The 12,209-nt window shown below is 61.2% G+C and carries 10 protein-coding genes; 3 read left to right on the top strand and 7 right to left on the bottom strand.

The window, feature by feature from the left end; translation table 11 throughout:
• Positions 1-92 precede the first annotated feature (92 nt).
• Both ACQY5P_RS02555 and ACQY5P_RS02550 read right to left on the bottom strand, forming a co-directional pair.
• Positions 93-950, bottom strand: coding sequence for an SDR family oxidoreductase (locus tag ACQY5P_RS02555; protein WP_428409279.1), 858 nt, complete (start codon positions 948-950; stop codon positions 93-95).
• A gap of 14 nt (positions 951-964) precedes the next feature.
• Positions 965-1,930: a 2-hydroxyacid dehydrogenase gene (locus ACQY5P_RS02550; RefSeq protein ID WP_428409278.1), complete on the bottom strand. Its 966-nt coding sequence runs from the start codon at positions 1,928-1,930 to the stop codon at positions 965-967.
• A gap of 146 nt (positions 1,931-2,076) precedes the next feature.
• Here ACQY5P_RS02550 and ACQY5P_RS02545 point away from each other — a divergent pair, with 146 nt between their 5' ends.
• Entirely contained in the window at positions 2,077-3,183 is a 1,107-nt protein-coding gene (locus ACQY5P_RS02545; RefSeq protein WP_428409277.1) for a strictosidine synthase family protein, read from the top strand.
• Here ACQY5P_RS02545 and ACQY5P_RS02540 read toward each other — a convergent pair whose 3' ends face one another.
• The 5 genes from ACQY5P_RS02540 to ACQY5P_RS02520 all read right to left on the bottom strand — a co-directional run bounded on the left by ACQY5P_RS02540 (position 3,184) and on the right by ACQY5P_RS02520 (position 10,437).
• On the bottom strand, positions 3,184-5,124 hold the full coding sequence (locus ACQY5P_RS02540; protein ID WP_428409276.1) for a M1 family metallopeptidase: 1,941 nt from the start codon (positions 5,122-5,124) through the stop codon (positions 3,184-3,186).
• Between the two features lie 78 nt (positions 5,125-5,202).
• Positions 5,203-6,303 (bottom strand): serine hydrolase domain-containing protein, encoded by a 1,101-nt coding sequence (locus ACQY5P_RS02535; protein ID WP_428409275.1) that lies wholly within the window; start codon positions 6,301-6,303, stop codon positions 5,203-5,205.
• A gap of 111 nt (positions 6,304-6,414) precedes the next feature.
• The gene (locus ACQY5P_RS02530) at positions 6,415-7,056 is read right to left on the bottom strand and encodes a hypothetical protein (RefSeq protein ID WP_428409274.1); all 642 of its coding nucleotides are present in this window, start codon (positions 7,054-7,056) and stop codon (positions 6,415-6,417) included.
• A 1-nt stretch (position 7,057) separates the two neighbouring features.
• The gene (purL, locus tag ACQY5P_RS02525) at positions 7,058-9,802 is read right to left on the bottom strand and encodes a phosphoribosylformylglycinamidine synthase subunit PurL (RefSeq protein WP_428409273.1); all 2,745 of its coding nucleotides are present in this window, start codon (positions 9,800-9,802) and stop codon (positions 7,058-7,060) included.
• 62 nt (positions 9,803-9,864) lie between these two features.
• Positions 9,865-10,437: a winged helix-turn-helix domain-containing protein gene (locus tag ACQY5P_RS02520; RefSeq protein ID WP_428409272.1), complete on the bottom strand. Its 573-nt coding sequence runs from the start codon at positions 10,435-10,437 to the stop codon at positions 9,865-9,867.
• 86 nt (positions 10,438-10,523) lie between these two features.
• Between ACQY5P_RS02520 and ACQY5P_RS02515 the strand changes: the two genes are divergently transcribed.
• Together ACQY5P_RS02515 and ACQY5P_RS02510 are read left to right on the top strand one after the other, a co-directional pair.
• Positions 10,524-11,639 carry a serine hydrolase domain-containing protein gene (locus tag ACQY5P_RS02515; protein ID WP_428409271.1) on the top strand — a complete coding sequence of 372 codons (1,116 nt, stop codon included), beginning with the start codon at positions 10,524-10,526 and terminating at the stop codon, positions 11,637-11,639.
• 57 nt (positions 11,640-11,696) lie between these two features.
• A complete protein-coding gene (locus tag ACQY5P_RS02510; RefSeq protein ID WP_428409270.1) occupies positions 11,697-12,203 on the top strand; it encodes a hypothetical protein in 507 nt (168 codons plus the stop codon).
• Positions 12,204-12,209: the final 6 nt, after the last annotated feature.

The following is a 12,209-nucleotide window of genomic DNA, read 5'->3' as shown; positions in this document are numbered from 1 at the left end:
GCCCGCAGCGAAGGTGGTGGATAACTACGCACCAACACTGGGAAATATTGAAGAATTCAACCTTGCGATGTACTTTTCGCCTTATGCGGGCGCTATTCCGCCATCGCTGCAGCGAGTTTTTGCAGGCCTTCCTGCAAACCCGTCTGCGTGAGGATTATGTGTTCGCCTTGCGGAATCTTGTCCATATCGGCGCGCAAAAGCTGCGCCGATTTCAGCGGAAACTTCACGCCTGCCTTCTCGACAGCCTGCATCAGTTTTCCGGCTGACGACGTCGGCATTGAGAGAATTGCGGTGTTTGCGCGCGCCGCCGCCTTCGCTGTTCGATACATGTCTTTAAGCGTGACGGGCTCTGGCCCTGCGACAGCGAAGGTTTTGCCGATTGCATTTCCGTCAAGCAAGGCGTCAACCGCTGCGCGGGCGAGATCCGCGTAATAAACCGGCTGCTGCAGGGCGCGCCCCTTGCCCGGCATAGGCGTTACAGGCGAGCGCCGCATGAAGTTCATCAACCGCGAAAGATTTCCGTCGCCCGGATAGCCGTAGATCATGGTCGGGCGCAGGATAACCGCGTGGGGTGCGGCGGTTCTCGTTTCTTTCTCCGCGTCGCGAAGCTTCGCGTAAACTTCCGCGTCAAAATCGATGGCGACATTGTTGCTGGAAAATAACACCGCCGGCTGATCGAGTTTCAGATAACGCGCCGCCGCGGCGGAAGCCGTAAGGATCGGGATGAAAAGAACGGCGGCGGCGTTTTCGATAAGCCGGCGCACAGCTTCACCGTCTTTAAGATCGAGCTGCTGCGTTGTCGCGCCGAAACCTTCAAGCGCAGCGATCGTCTCAGGGCGGTGCGTGCGCCATGTGGCGATGACATTCATGTTGCGCGCGCGCAGCGCTCTTACGGCTTCAAAGCCGACCGCGCCGCCGGCGCCGATGACAATCACAGGCCCCTGCTCCATGCGGCCGATACGCCCTAGACCACCCGGTCCGCCGGAGCGCCGGTTTCAAAATACGCATTGATGTTGGCGAGAACACGCATCGCCATGGCGGACCGGCTTTCCCAGGTTGCGGACGCGATATGTGGCAGGCAGAAGACATTGGGCAGCGAATAGAGTTCTTCGCGGATCGGCGCTGGTTCGGTTTCAAAGACATCGAGTCCCGCCGCGAACAGCCGTCCCGACTTCAGCGCCGCGATCAGCGCCATTTCATCGATCACCGGCCCCCGCGAGATGTTGATGATCACCGCAGAGGGTTTCATCTTTTCGATCGCCGCCCCGTCGATGAGATGATGGGTTTCGGGTTTCAGCGGACAATGCAGCGAGATGATGTCCGCCTGTTTCAGCAAGTCATCAAGCGCGACGGCGCGGGCGTTATACGCCTTGTCGATTTCCGGCGAAGGCCTCGGCGTCGTGTAAATGATCTTCAGATCGAAGCCTTGGGCGCGCTTGGCGACCTCTTTGCCGACATTGCCCATGCCGATAATGCCCAGCGTGCGGCCAGTGACGCGCTGGCCCCAGGTCTCCGGCGTCAGCATGCCGCGCCCTTCGCCAGTGCGCGCAATATCAAGACCCTCGCGGAAACGGCGGCAAGCGGCGATGATGAGGCCCATGGTCGTGTCCGCAAGGCAGGCGGTCGTCACTTCCGGCGTGTTGGAGACGGCGATCCCACGACGCTTCGCCGCCTCGAGATCGATATGGTCGACGCCGACGCCGATGGAGGCGATCAGCTTCACACTCTCCGGCAGATCGCGAATAAATCCTTCATCCATATCGTCAAAGGCCGTGGCGAAGACTGCTTCCGCGCCTTCCGCATAACCCGCGAATTCGCCCGGTGCGGCGACGTCGCCCTCTGGCTCGCGAACCTCGTATGTCGCCCGCAACAATCCGGCGAGCGCGCCGGGCAGGCGCCGCGGCGTGGCGATGATGCTTTTTTCCGTCATGATTCCGGCCTGCTGTTTCGCGCCTACAATGCACGCAAAACCCCCGGAAATCCAAGCGGCTGGCGCAGACGGCCCGGCTGCGGTAAGCTAAATTCCGGGCTGGAGGCGCCGTCTGCTGAAGGAGGCAGGCGGCGGGGTGAGCGTCAATGCGGCTGTTCTTGTGGATATTGGCCATTCTGGCGATCGTCATCGCCGGCCGGATGGCCTTTCATCTTATTCCGGGGTCCGGCGCATTCGCCGAGCTCGACACCAAGCTTGTAGATCAGTGCCGCCGCGTAGACGTCGCGCCGGGGACCGAAGACGTCACCATCGATCCTGAATTGAACCTCGCTTTCATTTCGGCGGCGGACCGGCGCGCCTGGTACAATGACACCGGCGCCGAAGACGTCAATCCGGCGAATGGGATTTACGCTATGAGCCTCGACGGTTCGGATGCGGTGCGGCGCGTCTCGCCCGAAATGGAGAATTTCCTGCCGCACGGGATCAGCCTGTGGCGCGGAGCGGACGGAACGAAACGTCTCTTCGTCGTCAATCATCCGCCGTCCGGCGAAGAGATCGTCGAAATCTTCGACGTGGGCGCGACCGGCGATCTGACCCATCTCGAAAGCGTCTCCTTCCCAGAAATGCATTCGCCTAATGATGTGGTCGGCGTCGGGCCGCGCCAGTTCTACGCCACCAATGACCGGCGCTTCGAAAGTGGGCCGCTTTCCATGGCGGAGGCCTATCTCGCCTTGCCGCTCACCAATGTCGTTTATTTCGACGGCGCCGAGGGCCGCAGCGTCGCGGGCGGCCTCGCCTACGCCAACGGCATCAATACATCCGCAGACGGACAGTCGATCTATGTCGCGGAGCTCCTGAAACGCCGCATCGCCGTTTTCAGCCGCAATCCGGAAACCGGCGCGTTGAAACGGCAGAAAAATCTCGGGGTCCACACCGCGCCGGACAATATCGAGGTTTCTCGCGACGGCGCTTTATGGATCGCGGGCCATTCGAAGATTTTCGATTTTCTGGAACACGCAAAAGACCCTGAGGCGATTGCGCCGTCTCACGTCATTCGCCTCAATCCGCGCAACGGCCTCGCCTCCGACGTGCTCGTCTCCGTTAATGGCGAAATCAACGGCTCTTCGGTCGGCGCCGTCTGGGACAACACGCTGATTGTCGGCGCGGTTTTCGACGGCCATGTCATGGTCTGCCCGATGCTGGAGATCCTCCTGCGGGGGCCGACCAACGAAACGCCTGCGAATACCGAATAGCTACTTCGCGAAGATCTCGTCGATCCGCCGCTGCGCAATGGGATGATAGCCCGGGCGCGCGCGTTCATAGACGGCGCTCGCCCATTCGCGGCGGCCATTATCGACGAGGGTCTGATAGAGCGGGTAGATGAACTTGCCGCGCCCGACGCTCATCAGGAAACCGTCGAGCGGCTCGAACGCCGGCTCATATCCGGCCTTGATCGCCGCCTGATACCAGACATTGGCGATCTCGGCGTTTTGCGAATGAGAAAGATCGAAGCGCCCATCGAGCGCCGCCAACTGATCGGTCGAAATGTTGTCGGGCAGCGTGCGGATGAAATGCAGCCATTCATGGGTGGTCCAGGCGCTGGTTTCGAGACCGTCGACATCCCCGGCGCCGAGCCAGGCGTTCATCTGCGCCGTCACCTTGTCGAAAGCGTCGGACTGCGGATCTTCGATCGTATCCGGGAAGCCCGGTTCATAGACCCAGGCGTTGATTTCCGCCTGGCTGACGGCGTCCGGGTTTTCGCCCCACAGATTGTCTTCGAAATAGGTGAGGAAGTCCTCAGTGGTCACCGACTGGAAGGCGAAATGCTCGAAATAGCCGCGCAGGAATTCGTCGAAGGTCTCGCGGCCGAAGCGCGTTTCAAGAAACTTCAGGAAGAACATGCCCCCCACATAAGAGACATCCGAGAACGCATCGTCCGGATGCGCCATATCCGCAGGCATTTTCAGCGCCGTCAGCTCCGGCCGCGCCGCCGCCGCGATGTCCTCCATCAGCGACTTCTTGTCGAGCGAGCGCTCCATCACCGCCCGCTCCTCGCCATAGAGCGCCTCCATGGTGCGGTTTTCGACATAGCTCGTGAAGCCTTCATTGAGCCATGCGTCGCGCCAGTTGGAATTGGTGACGAGATTGCCCGACCAGGAATGGGCGAGCTCATGCGCAACCACATTGGTGAGGCTCTTGTCGCCGGCGATCAGCGTCGGCGTCATGAAGGACAACCGCGGGTTCTCCATGCCCCCGAACGGAAAGCTCGGCGGCAGGACGATCTGATCGTAGCGGCCCCAGCGATAAGGCCCGTAGAGCGCTTCGATCGCCTCTTCCATTTTCGGCGTGTCCTCGAACTCTTTTGCCGACGCGTCGAGGATGTAGTCCTCGGCGTAGACGCCCATGTGATCGCTGATCGCCTTGAATTCGATATCGCCGACCGCAAGCGCCAGGAGATAAGACGGGATAGGCTGCGACATCCTGAAGGAATAATCCCCGTCGCGGTCGCCATCCTCGTCCTGGCGCGCGCTCATGACAGCGAAAAGCTCGGGCGGCGTCGTCAGATGCGCGTCATAGGTGATCCTGACCGCGGGCGTGTCCTGCAAGGGAACCATGGTGCGCGCATAAAGCGGCTGGAACTGGGTGAAGAGATAGGGATGCTCCTTGCCGGCCGTCTGTTCCGGCGAGAGCCACTGAATGCCTTGCGCTTCGGGGCTGGTCGCATAGGCGACGCGCACCTGATCCGCGCCCGCGGGAAGCTTGATGGCGAAACGCGAGCCCATGACCGCGTCGTCGGGCCCCAGCGTGTAGCCGGCGGTGAGCCAGTCGCCGTTCACATTGGCCTCCACCATCTCGATCTTCAGATCGTTGGCGTCGAGCACCAGCGTGTCGGCCGCATCATTTAGGCGCTCAAAATCGAGCGTCGCGGTTCCGGAAATCACCTTCGCATCGAAATCGACATTGAGGTCGAGATCGGCGTGGGTCACACGAATATCGTTGTAATTTGCGTAGGTGAACTTGTCGGCGGCGTCCTCCGGCGCGGCGGCGCGCCAGATCGCTTCTTCTTCCTCTCCCGGTTCGGTCGATGAGGCGTCATCCTCGATATAGGTCGTCTCATCTCCGCCGCCGCCACGGGAACAGGCCGCGAGCACGGCGAAGGAGGCGGAAATCAGGAGAATGCGGGAAAGCGCCATGGGGGAGGTCCTTTGGAGACTGAACTGGGAAGGAGTTGGCGCGGACCCTACCGGGGGCTCATGAGAGGGGCAAGCGCCCTATTCCGGGGCGCTTTCCTCGAGCCGCCCGTAGTCGAGCCAGTCGGCCATGGGCGTCACGTCCCCTATGACCGGTTCGGCCAGCGGTTCGATGATCTTGAGGCCGTTCTTGGCGTTGGCGAAGTAGACGACGCCATCCTGTGTTTCGCTATTAAATGCGGCGAAGACCTTGAACTGGCCGTTGTCGCCCCAATGAAAATAAAGTTTGGGGAAATAAAACTCCGGTTCGCCGGTCTGGACGCCCCAGCCGAGCGCCCATGAAATTCGCTCATTGTCCGTGGGCGATTGCGGACGCAGCATTTCCGCGCGGGCTTCCTCGCTCATGCCCGCGCCGTTGCAGTGAACTTCAACAAGGAACGCGGCGTAATCATCCGCATTGGTCAACACCGAATAGGCGGCGCCAGCGCGGGGCGAGGGTCTGACGGGCCTGCCCTTTTCCTTGCCGCCGTTATCGTCGTGGGCGAAGGCGAGCGCGGCGCCCTCCTCTGGCGCCGACAGGAATGTGTTCGGCATCATCGCGCCGAACCGCTCCTCGAACAGCGTCTCGAAGCTCTCGCCGGTCTTCGCCTCTACATAGGCCTGCAGCATTTGGTAGGCCTCGCCGGAATAGCCGAACTTTTCATCCGGCGCGTTCTTGAACGCGATCTCGCCCCAGGTCTCTTCGTCGTTCGGGTCGCTCGCCCAGTTGGGAAAGCCGGAGCGATGCGCCAGAATGATGCGCGGCGTCAATGTCGCGTAAGCCTGTTGGTCGGTGACGCGCGGATAGTCGAAACTCGCCGCCAGCGGTTCGTCGAGATCGATGACGCCTTCGTCAGCGAGCTGATTGACGATAACGGTGAAGATCGTCTTGGTCAGGGATGCGCCTTCGAAAATGGTATCGGGGCCGATGGCTTCACCCGTCTCCACGTCCGCGACGCCGTAATAGGAAACGTCATCGATCTTGCAGTCGTCGATGACCGCAATGGCAAGGCCGGGAACCTTCGCGGCGGACATAAGCGCAGGGATGTCGGGCCCGGAAGGCGCCGACGGCGCCTGTTCCGCAGCGCTGCAGGCGGCGAGGCTGAAGGCCGCGGCAAACTTGCCGATAGTTCTGATGCTCATGCCGCCCCGCTCCCGCTACATTTGTCTCACTCAGTCTTAGAGAGACGGCGCGCAAAGGCAATTCGGTTCGCCGCAAGAAAAGCACGGTTTATCAGGCTGACACGATGGGCGCTATATGCCCAAACCATCAAAGTGAATGAGCTCAATTAGTTCCTTGAAACGGGTTGTGGTTAGAAACAGAGGGGCCACACTGTCAATACTACTATTGGCGTAGTCAGTTGCAATGAACCCCGTCCGAACAAGGCGAGACAGTACTTCGTAAACATGTATGCCTTTAAATTCTGCCTCGTCGCCAAACCCAGAAAGATGGACATAACTTACATTGACGTTTTTCAATTTTTCCTTCTGCTTCTTTAATTTTTGAGCCGCATAGGAAAGTATAATAATCTCTTCTTTATCTAGCTGAGCCAATTCCCGCTGAAAACGATCGAATTGATCTGAAAATAAATCATCATCTGTCTTTAGACCGGCAATGAGACGAGCAAGGAGCACTAGGTTTTCTCGCGCTCTTCCCCGTATGCTGGCTTCTAAAAATGTATAAAGCAGGTGTATCGTGGCATCTCTATCTCGCGCCTCTAGGTCTGATATTTTCCCTTCGCCAACTTCATTCAATAATATACGTCTGGCGTCACTTGTTCGCCGGACAAAATAAGATTCTAATACTCCCTTGGCGCTTTCAGTAATAGCGCCACTGCTATCTCCAGAAAGTAATGCACAAGCTACACCGAATAGTGGGAGGCTTATGCTATCCATTTTACTCTTTCGCCTCCGTCTCCAGCGCCAGGGCGTGAAGCTCGCCGCCCATGCGGCCTTTCAGGGCGCGGTAGACCAACTGGTGCTGCTGCACCCGGGACTTGCCGTTGAAGGCGGACGAGATAATGCGCGCGCGCCAATGATCGTTGTCGCCAGCGAGGTCTTCGAGTTCGATCTCCGCATCGGGCAGCGCTTCGAGGATCAGCTTTTTGATGTCGTCTCCGGCCATGGGCATGGGTGAAGTCTCCTTTCTGCGTGGCCCCTTCATGTAATCGGGCAGCGCAGATTCAAAAATATCAGACAAATCAAGGAGCGACAGGGCGTCCCTGCCGTCCAGCAACAGGTCCGGCCCGCCGAAGCGGCCGAGTTTCGACGCCTGCACGCCCGCCATCGCCGCCTTGAGGAGCAGCGTGTCGGCGGCGGCCGGCGCGGCGGCGACCAAGTAGCGCCCCTGATCCTCGCCGAACCAGAAGGCGGCCTTGCGCGCTTTCACTGGCGTCTGCAGGTTAAGGCCTCGGCCCGCCGCAAGCGCCATCTCTGCAGCGGCGACGAGGATGCCGCCATCGGAGACGTCGTGACAGGCGGTGACGAGGCCTTCATCGATCAGCTTACGGATCAATTCGCCGGTCTTGCGTTCAGCGGCGAGATCGACAGGCGGCGGCGCGCCCTCCTCCATGCTGAAAAGCTCGCGAAGGTATAGCGACTGGCCGAGCCAGCCGCGGGTGACGCCAATGGCGATCAGCTCCTCGCCCGCCTCCGCGCCGCCGACGCGCACAGCCTTCGTGACGTCTTCGAGAACGCCGACGCCGCCAATCGCCGGGGTCGGCGGGATCGCAACGCCGTTGGTTTCGTTATAGAGCGAGACGTTGCCTGAAATGACCGGATAGTTCAGCGCCTCGCAGGCTTCCGCCATGCCTTCGATGGCACCGACGAACTGCGCCATGATTTCCGGGCGTTCCGGATTGCCGAAATTGAGGCAGTTGGTGATGGCGAGCGGCGCGGCGCCCGTCGCGCAGATATTGCGATAGGTCTCGGCGACCGCCTGCTTGCCGCCCTCATGGGGGTCGGCCTTCACATAGCGCGGCGTCACATCGGTCGTGATGGCGATGGCCCGGTTGGTGTCGTGAATGCGCACCAGCGCCGCGTCGCCGCCGGGTGCGATGACCGTGTCGCCCATGACGGTGTAATCATATTGCTCCCAGATCCAGCGGCGCGAGCAAAGATCGGGCGATCCCATGAGTTTCGCGAGCGCGGTCAGCATGGTGTCGCCGCCGGGCGCGTCGGCGAGGGACAATTGCTCCTCGCGCTGTTCGACTTCCGCGGTCTCCACCACATTGCCGGTTGCGAGATTGCGCGCCGCCTCCTCAAAGCCGTCGAACCGCACGCCTTCGGGTTTCGAGCGCGCGTAAATTTTCGCCTGGCCCGGAATAATTGTGAGCCCGACGGCGTCCACAAGGTCCGCATCGGAAAGCCGGTCGGCGATCAGCGCCTCGGCGATGGTGCGCATTTCCTCTTCGGACTTGCCCGGGGCTTTCAGGATCGCCTGCGCCTCGCGATAGGCGACCGTTGGATCGGGAAGCGTTGCAGGCTTCGGTTGCGGCTCGTAGGGCCGGTCGTAATTGGGCGCATCGTCGGCGAGCGGCGGCACCGGCATGTCGGCGACAGTTTCGCCTTTGTGCTTGATGACGAGGCGCCCAGAGTCCGTCGTCACGCCAATAACCGCGAAATCGACGCCCCATTTCTCGAAAATCGCCCGCGCCGCATCTTCCCTGCCCGGCTTCAACACCATGAGCATGCGCTCCTGGCTTTCAGACAGCATCATCTCATAGGCCGTCATGCCCTCTTCGCGCTGGGGCACATTGTCGAGGTTCAATTCAAACCCGCCGCCCCCTTTCGCCGCCATTTCGACGGAGGACGAAGTTAGGCCCGCCGCGCCCATATCCTGAATGGCGATGATGGCGTCCGACGCCATCAGCTCAAGACAGGCTTCGAGCAGCAGTTTCTCCGTGAACGGATCGCCGACCTGAACCGTGGGGCGTTTTTCCTCGGAGGCGTCGTCGAATTCAGCTGAGGCCATGGTGGCGCCGTGAATGCCGTCGCGGCCCGTTTTCGAGCCCACATAGACGACCGGGTTCCCTGCCCCGCGCGCGGCGGAATAGAAAATCTTCGCCTTCTCGGCGATCCCCACCGTCATCGCGTTGACGAGGATATTGCCGTTATAGCCGCGATGGAAATTGGTCTCCCCGCCGACCGTCGGGACGCCCATGCAGTTGCCGTAGCCGCCGATGCCCGCGACGACGCCGCCGACGAGGTGGCGCGTTTTCGCGTGTGACCAGTCGCCGAAGCGCAGGGCGTTCATATTGGCGACGGGCCGCGCGCCCATGGTGAAGACGTCGCGCATGATGCCGCCGACGCCGGTCGCCGCGCCCTGATAGGGCTCGATGAAACTCGGATGGTTGTGGCTTTCCATCTTGAAAATGGCGGCGAGCGGAACCCCGTCCTTGTCCGTCCCAATGTCGATGACGCCGGCGTTCTCGCCAGGCCCGCAGATCACCCAGGGCGCGGAGGTCGGGAGTTTTTTCAGATGCCGCCGCGAGGATTTGTAGGAGCAATGCTCCGACCACATGACCGAGAAAATCCCCAGTTCGACGAGGTTCGGCTCGCGGCCCATATGCGCCTTGATGCGCTCATATTCGTCGGGTTTGAGGCCGTGCTCGGCGACGATTTCCGGGGTGATGGCGGTCATGGGAGGTCCTGTTCGCTGACAGGCGCCTCCATAGGCCGGTTGGGGCGTCGGCGCAAATGCTCTCAAGACCGGTCAAGCACCGCCGCACACTCGTTTTCCGGCGCGCCCGGCGGGCACAGGATCATCTCCCGCTCAATGCTGACCGGCGGCGTCATCGCCTTGTAAACGGCGATCGCGGCCAGCATCAGACCGACCCCGGCCGCAAGGCCTTTATAAAATTCCCCGCGCCCGGCGACATGCGCCATCAGCACCTTCACCGGTGATAGCCGGCCAGCTTGCGGCGGCGAAGCCTCTATTCGCGCCCCATGAAGCTGATAGCCGAATTTCGGAATCGTCTCGATGTAGCGATAGGGCCGCTCTTCATCGCCCAGGGATCGCCGGAGTTTCGAGATCGCCTGGGTCAGCGCTTCGTCGGAGCCGTCGTCCCCCCAGACATCGTCAAGCAGCGTTTCGCGCGCCACCGGTCCGCCCGCGCCGGCGAGTCTCATCAAGAGATCGCCAAGCCGCGGCTCGAGCAGCAGCCTTTGCCCGCCCGCATCGAGCATGCGGCCAGCGGGATGGTAGACCGCTGCGCCGATTCGCAGAGGGCGATTTTGCAGCGCCGAAGCCTCGCCGGCGGCCGGAAACTCCGTCACGGACATGTTTCGTGACCTTTCCTCAGGACTTAATGGGCGGATTTCCGACACAGTCCGCCGGAATCAACCTGCAAAAGGATAAGTCAATGATCTCAGCGAACCAACCCGCCCCCAGACGGCGCATCGCGCCGCGCCATCGTTTCGCCGCGCTCTGCTTGGCACTCGCACCGCTGCCCGCCTGCGCCGCGGAGGATGCCCCACCGGTTGTCGAGACCAACCAAAAAGAACGGCGCATCGAGGCTGCGAAGGCGAGGCTGGAGGAGATGAACTTCAAGGGCGTCGTCGCCATCGCCTATGACGGCGAGGCCCCGGTCTATGCAGGGTTCGGCGAAGGCGCAGTGCAGGGAACGCCAGATGAGACGACCCTGCTCGACAGCGGCTCCATCACCAAAACCTTCACCGCCGCGGCCGCGCTCAAGCTCATCGACGAAGGAAAGCTTCAGACCTCCGACAGGCTTGAGAAATTCTTTCCCGAGGCGCCCGCCGACAAGGCGAAAATCACCGTGCACCAGATTCTCACCCATTCCGCCGGGCTGCCGCCAGCCGTGGGCGAAGATCTCGACTATTTGCCCAAAGACGAGTTCCTGAAACGCGCCTTCGCTGCGCCGCTGCTGTTCGAGCCCGGTTCTGCCTATGAATACTCAAATGTCGGCTATTCGCTCGTCGCCGCCATCATCGAAACCCTCAGCGGCAAGAATTACGAGACTTACATTCGCGAGGACTTGCTCGCCGGAATTGATGCGACGGAAATCGGGTATGAAGCTGCGTTCGATGCGACGCGATCCATGATGACGGCCGACGGTGAAACGATCGACGAGGCGAGCTGGGGCGGAAGGTCCCATTGGGCGTTGATCGGCAATGGCGGCATGCTGGTTACGGCGCAAGATATGATCGCTTTCCGGCGCGCTTTCGCTGCGCGCAAGCTCCATTCAAACGCCGCCGTCAATCTCGGACAGACACCCATGGTGCGCGAAGGCGAAGGCGCGCCCACCTTCGCCGGCTACGGCATGGTCGTGGACGATCACCCGCAATTCGGGCGCGTCTACTGGCATAATGGCGGCAACCCGCATTTCATCTCGAATTGGTCGGATTTCGCAGACCATGGCGTGATTATTTTCGCATCCTCGGATGGCGTTGAGGTGAACGGAGATATGGCGGTTGAGGCGATCGCGGCAGAGTTGCTGTTAACCCCAGGAAATTAGAAGGTTCGCCAACGCCCAGCGCGGGAACCAATCGGTCAAATCTCCTGTTTGAGCCTCATGGATCGGACTGCATTCAAAGCAATGGCCCTCGCCGCTTGCGCCGCCGTCATCGCCGCCTGCGGCGACAGGGGCGGCGATGAAGAACTGACCACCGCCGTAGAGCCTGCGCCCGAAGAAATCCCTTCCGCCGCCGAGACGGTTTCTGGCGAATGGTTTTACAAGGAAAGCAACGGCTATCCTTGGGCGGGCTTCGGGCCGCCGCGCAGCGAAGCCATGTTCGTGGTCGCTTGCCGCCAGGGGCAGGTGATGTTTCAGCACGCCCATAATGAGGATGAGGTGATCTCGATCCAGCTCGCCGAAGGCCGCCAGGAAATCCCCATGGAAGCCAATCAGGGCGAGCTTCCCATGACCGAAGGCGCGCTGCCTGCGAACCACCCTTTCGTGCGGCTGATCCTTGACACGCAAAAGCCGATCAGGGTGGTTTCGCCCGGCGGCGGCATGACATTGCCGAACGACACAGCCTACCGCCGCGTCATCCGCGCCTGCATGGGAGACGGGGCCTAGGTCTCG

It is taken from the genome of Hyphococcus sp. (assembly GCF_965267305.1).
Classification (GTDB): domain Bacteria; phylum Pseudomonadota; class Alphaproteobacteria; order Caulobacterales; family Parvularculaceae; genus Hyphococcus.
This window is presented reverse-complemented; position numbering and strand designations above follow the sequence as displayed.

What these genes read in the sequence shown, in the direction of transcription:
- ACQY5P_RS02555 (WP_428409279.1), bottom strand. Translation starts at nt 950, where the DNA reads ATGGAGCAGGGGCCTGTGATTGTCATCGGCGCCGGCGGCGCGGTCGGC.
- ACQY5P_RS02550 (WP_428409278.1), bottom strand. Translation starts at nt 1,930, where the DNA reads ATGACGGAAAAAAGCATCATCGCCACGCCGCGGCGCCTGCCCGGCGCG.
- ACQY5P_RS02545 (WP_428409277.1), top strand. Translation starts at nt 2,077, where the DNA reads ATGCGGCTGTTCTTGTGGATATTGGCCATTCTGGCGATCGTCATCGCC.
- ACQY5P_RS02540 (WP_428409276.1), bottom strand. Translation starts at nt 5,124, where the DNA reads ATGGCGCTTTCCCGCATTCTCCTGATTTCCGCCTCCTTCGCCGTGCTC.
- ACQY5P_RS02535 (WP_428409275.1), bottom strand. Translation starts at nt 6,303, where the DNA reads ATGAGCATCAGAACTATCGGCAAGTTTGCCGCGGCCTTCAGCCTCGCC.
- ACQY5P_RS02530 (WP_428409274.1), bottom strand. Translation starts at nt 7,056, where the DNA reads ATGGATAGCATAAGCCTCCCACTATTCGGTGTAGCTTGTGCATTACTT.
- purL (WP_428409273.1), bottom strand. Translation starts at nt 9,802, where the DNA reads ATGACCGCCATCACCCCGGAAATCGTCGCCGAGCACGGCCTCAAACCC.
- ACQY5P_RS02515 (WP_428409271.1), top strand. Translation starts at nt 10,524, where the DNA reads ATGATCTCAGCGAACCAACCCGCCCCCAGACGGCGCATCGCGCCGCGC.
- ACQY5P_RS02510 (WP_428409270.1), top strand. Translation starts at nt 11,697, where the DNA reads ATGGATCGGACTGCATTCAAAGCAATGGCCCTCGCCGCTTGCGCCGCC.